The sequence below is a fragment of the Pseudomonas antarctica genome, from assembly GCF_900624995.1.
Classification (GTDB): Bacteria; Pseudomonadota; Gammaproteobacteria; order Pseudomonadales; family Pseudomonadaceae; genus Aquipseudomonas; species Aquipseudomonas antarctica.
On the sequence record NZ_UYXQ01000203.1, the window covers coordinates 1 to 4595 of the forward strand.

The following is a 4595-nucleotide window of genomic DNA, read 5'->3' on the forward strand; positions in this document are numbered from 1 at the left end:
CAACGCGCACGCCGGGGTAGATTGCGCCGTCTTCCAGCTGCGCCGGGATCGCGCCGTGGATCACCGTGCAGCCCTGCGGGCCGAGCTTGACCACCAGGGTGGCCGGGGTCAGCTCACGTACGGTGCGCAACGCGGCGAGTAAATCTTCACTGCCGCCGGCGATCAAAAACTCTTCTTCAGTACCGACGATCAGGTCAAAGCGCGGCAAAATTTTCTGCACGTGCTGGCTGACGTTCTGATCGGCGACAAACCGCGTTTCGCCATCTGCCTTGCCCGCCAGGCCCCACAGCACCGGGCGGTAGTCGATATCGAGCACGCGCTTGACGTTGTGCTTGGCCGCGTAATCCAAGGCTTGAATGCTGGCCTTGTACACGCCGTCGGTGGAGAAATGCGTGCCGGTGATCAGCAAGGCTTTGCTGGCGGCAATAAAGGCTTCGCTGATGTCTTCGGCGCGCAAGGCCATATCGGCGCAGTTTTCGCGGTAGAACACCAGCGGAAAGGTTTCGCGGTCCTTGAGACCCAGCAGCACAAGGGCAGTAAGGCGCTCCGGGTCGACCTTGATGCCGCTGACATCGCAGCCTTCGCGGGCCAGGGATTCCACCAGGAAACGGCCCATGTGGTCGTCCCCTACCCGACTCAGCATCGCTGACTTGAGCCCCAGCCGTGCGGTGCCGAAGGCGATATTGGCGGAGGACCCGCCGAGGTACTTGGCAAAGCTGGACACGTCCTCGAGCCGCGCACCGACTTGCTGCGCATAAAGGTCGACGCCCAAGCGCCCGAGGCATATCAGATCCAATTGACGCCCACTGGCAAAACGAGTCTGGCCCATGCTGGCTCCTGTTATTTTTATCAGCCTGCGTGGTGCCGCCGTGGTGACGGCACACGCTCTTGGTGAGAGCAGACTAGAACGTCCGGCGGCTTCAATCAATATTTATTCCATAATTATTTTTAGTGGAATATTTTTTCCAATAAGCCAGCATAATGGCACCCTAGCCCGCTTGCATCGTTTCAGCAGGCCACAGGCACCGTGATGCCAAGGTATTTTTTTGCGCCTACCCTGTAGACTTGCGCCCACCCATCAGCGCCTCAGAAGAACACGCCAGAAGGATTGCCCATGTCCCGCACCGATCCCGAGACCACCCTGGAAGACACTCTCGCCAGCCCTCCGATCAATGCCGAGCGCCTGTTGCAGCTGATCACCGACGAATACGAAAGCCTGCCACGCCAGCTCAAACGCATCGCCAGCTACATGAGCCAGCAGAGTGACCGGATCATGGTCGACCGCATCAGCGACATCGCCCGCGAATGCGAAGTGCACCCCTCGGCCATCGTGCGGTTTTCCCAGCGCTTCGGTTTCAGTGGGTTCAGTGAAATGCAGGCGCTGTTTCGCGAGGCCTACACCCACAAGACCACGCCGGTGCAGAACTACCAGCAGCGTATCCGCAGCATGATCGCCAACAAGTCGCAGAAGGCCAGCGGCGGTGACTTGGCGCGCGAGTGCGTGAACGCGACCCTCTGCGGCATCGAACGCCTGGGGCTGGAGCTGGATGATGTGGCCTTCGAGAAAGCCGTGGACCTGGTGGTTAACGCCGACAATATCTACGTGGTCGGTGTGCGCCGCTCCTTCGCGGTGGCCGATTACCTGGTCTACAACCTGCAACACACCAACAAGCGCATCCATCTGATTTCCGGTTTGGGCGGCAGTTATCGCGAGCAGATGCGCAGCGTGCGCGCCAATGACCTGGTGATTGCCATCAGCTTCACGCCCTACGGCAAAGAGACCCAGCACTGCCTGCGCATTGCCCAACATCACCAGGCCAAGACCCTGATCATCACCGACAGCAACCTCTCGCCCCTGGCCAAGCGGGCGAATGCGGTGCTGTTAGTGAATGAGGGATCGTCGTTTGCGTTTCGCTCGTTGAGCGCCACGCTGTGCCTGTGCCAGGCGCTGTTTATTGCGGTGGCGTATCGGTTGGAATTGAAGGTCGATGAGATTCATGAGCAGGTGGGGTTCGACGACTGACCTTGTGACACTGCAAATCCCCTGTGGGAGCGGGCTTGCTCGCGAATACGGTGTGTCAGTATCAGATAGGCTGACTGATACACCGCTTTCGCGAGCAAGCCCGCTCCCACATAAAGCCAGTTCCTACAGTTTGCTCAGTGCCTCGTTTTGGGGCGGCGTAGCAGGTGGTAGGCGGCTGGGATTACGAAGAGTGATAGCAACGGCGCGGTGAGCATGCCGCCGATCATCGGCGCGGCGATACGGCTCATGACTTCGCTGCCGGTGCCGCCGCCCAGCAGAATCGGGAGCAAGCCGGCGATGATCACGGCCACGGTCATGGCTTTGGGGCGCACGCGCAGTACTGCGCCTTCGGTGATGGCGGCCAAAAGGTCGCCGTCCTTGCGCGCCGCCCAGGCGTTTTTCAGGTACAGCAGCATGATCACGCCGAACTCCGCCGACACACCCGCCAACGCGATAAAGCCCACGCCCGTGGCCACCGATAAGTTGAAACCCAGCCAGTACAGCAACCACACGCCTCCCGTCAGCGCAAAGGGCAGCGTGGCGATGATCAGCAACGCCTCGTCCACACGGCGGAAGGTCAGGTACAGCAATACAAAGATGATCAGCAACGTCGCCGGCACTACCAGCTTCAGGCGCTCATTGGCGCGTTCCAGGAACTCGAACTGCCCGGAATAACTGAGGCTCATGCCCGGTTGCAGCTGCACCTGCTGGTTGATTGCTTCACGCAGGTCGTTGACCACCGACGCGAGGTCGCGGTCGCGCACGTCGATGTAGACCCAGCCCGAAGGCCGTGCGTTTTCACTCTTGAGCATTGGCGGGCCATCACTGACCCTGAGCCTGGCCACCGTGCCGAGGGTGATCTGGCTGCCTTGCGGTGTATAGATCGGCAGGTTTTCCAAAGCAGTTACCGAGTCGCGCCATGCCTTTGGGTAGCGCAGGCTGATGGGGAAACGCGCCAGGCCTTCAACGGTCTCGCCAATGGTTTCGCCGCCAATCGCTCCTGACACAATCGACTGCACATCGGCAATGTTCAGCCCGTACTGTGCTGCGGCTGCACGGTCGATGTCCACGTCGATATAGCGCCCGCCGGTCAGCCTTTCAGCCAACGCCGAACTCACGCCGGGCACCCCCTTGGCGACCTTCTCCACGGCCTGGGTCACCGCGTCGATCTGCATCAGGCTTAAGCCTGCGACTTTCACGCCAATCGGGCTTTTCACCCCAGTGGCGAGCATGTCGATGCGGTTGCGGATCGGTGGGATCCAGATGTTGGTCAGGCCCGGCACCTGCACCGTGCGGTCCAACTCTTTGATCAGTTTGTCCGGGGTCATACCCGCGCGCCATTGGTCCCGGGGTTTGAATTCGATCGTGGTCTCGAACATCTCCAGTGGCGCCGGGTCGGTAGCGGTTTCGGCGCGACCGGCCTTGCCGAACACATGGGCGACTTCCGGTACACTTTTGATCAGGCGATCCGTGCGCTGCAGCAGTTCACCCGCGGTTTGCGTCGACAGCCCCGGTAGCGCCGAAGGCATGTAGAGCAAGTCGCCTTCATCCAGCGGTGGCAGGAACTCACCGCCCAGTTTCGACAACGGCCACAGCACGCTGACGACCATCAACAGCGACACCAGCAAGGTCGCGCGCGGCCAACGTAGCACCGCGTCAAGGGCCGGTTGATAGAGCCTGATCAGGCCGCGATTGAGCGGGTTGCGTTGCTCGTCAGGGATACGCCCGCGAATCCAATAGCCCATCAAGACCGGGACTAGGGTCACCGACAACCCGGCCGCCGCCGCCATGGCGTAGGTCTTGGTATACGCCAGCGGGCCAAACAGCCGGCCCTCCTGCGCTTGCAAGGTGAACACCGGGATAAACGACAGGGTGATGATCAACAGGCAGAAAAACAGCGCCGGTCCGACTTCCACTGCTGCATCGGTCACCACCTTCCAATGCGCGTCGCCCTTTAAATCTCGCCCGGGATTGGCGTAGTGCCAGGCTTCGATTTTCTTGTGGGCATTTTCGATCATCACCACGGCCGCATCCACCATCGCGCCGATGGCAATCGCGATGCCGCCCAGAGACATGATGTTGGCGTTGATCCCTTGGTAGCGCATGACAATAAACGCGATCAACACGCCCACCGGCAGCGAGATGATCGCCACCAGCGATGAGCGCAGATGCCAGAGGAAAATCCCGCACACCAGCGCCACCACCAGGAACTCCTCCAGCAGCTTGTGGCTGAGGTTGTCCACGGCGCGATCGATCAGTTTGCTGCGGTCGTAGGTGGCGACGATTTCCACGCCGGGCGGCAGGCTGCTTTTCAGTTGCTCCAGCTTGGTTTTGACTGCAGCGATGGCTTCACGGGCATTTTTGCCGCTGCGCAGGATCACCACACCGCCGACCGCCTCACCTTCGCCGTCGAGTTCACTGATGCCCCGGCGCAAGTCCGGGCCGAGTTGAATCGTTGCTACATCGCCGAGGGTGACCGGCACATTGTTGCTGTCGAGGCGCAGTGCAATAGCGCGGAAATCGTTGAGCGTTTTCAAGTAACCGGACGCGCGCAGCATGTACTCGGACTCGC

The 4595-nt window shown here is 60.7% G+C and carries 4 protein-coding genes; 2 read left to right on the plus strand and 2 right to left on the minus strand.

All coding sequences use genetic code 11. The features are described from left to right. The coding region (gene iolC / locus E0F99_RS29045) for a 5-dehydro-2-deoxygluconokinase (protein ID WP_130909101.1) at positions 1–829 on the minus strand (829 nt) is incomplete at its 3' end. On the opposite strand from iolC, the gene E0F99_RS29050 reads away from it, so the two are divergent. Together E0F99_RS29050 and E0F99_RS29055 are read left to right on the plus strand one after the other, a co-directional pair. Then, the gene (locus E0F99_RS29050; protein WP_130909102.1) at positions 828–1031 is read left to right on the plus strand and encodes a hypothetical protein; all 204 of its coding nucleotides are present in this window, start codon (positions 828–830) and stop codon (positions 1029–1031) included. The genes iolC and E0F99_RS29050 overlap by 2 nt on opposite strands. An 83-nt stretch (positions 1032–1114) precedes the next feature. Next, on the plus strand, positions 1115–2023 hold the full coding sequence (locus E0F99_RS29055) for a MurR/RpiR family transcriptional regulator (RefSeq protein ID WP_083358066.1): 909 nt from the start codon (positions 1115–1117) through the stop codon (positions 2021–2023). A 134-nt stretch (positions 2024–2157) separates the two neighbouring features. Here E0F99_RS29055 and E0F99_RS29060 read toward each other — a convergent pair. Continuing rightward, positions 2158–4595 (minus strand): efflux RND transporter permease subunit (locus tag E0F99_RS29060; protein ID WP_130909103.1); only part of this gene is annotated, 2438 nt, incomplete at its 5' end.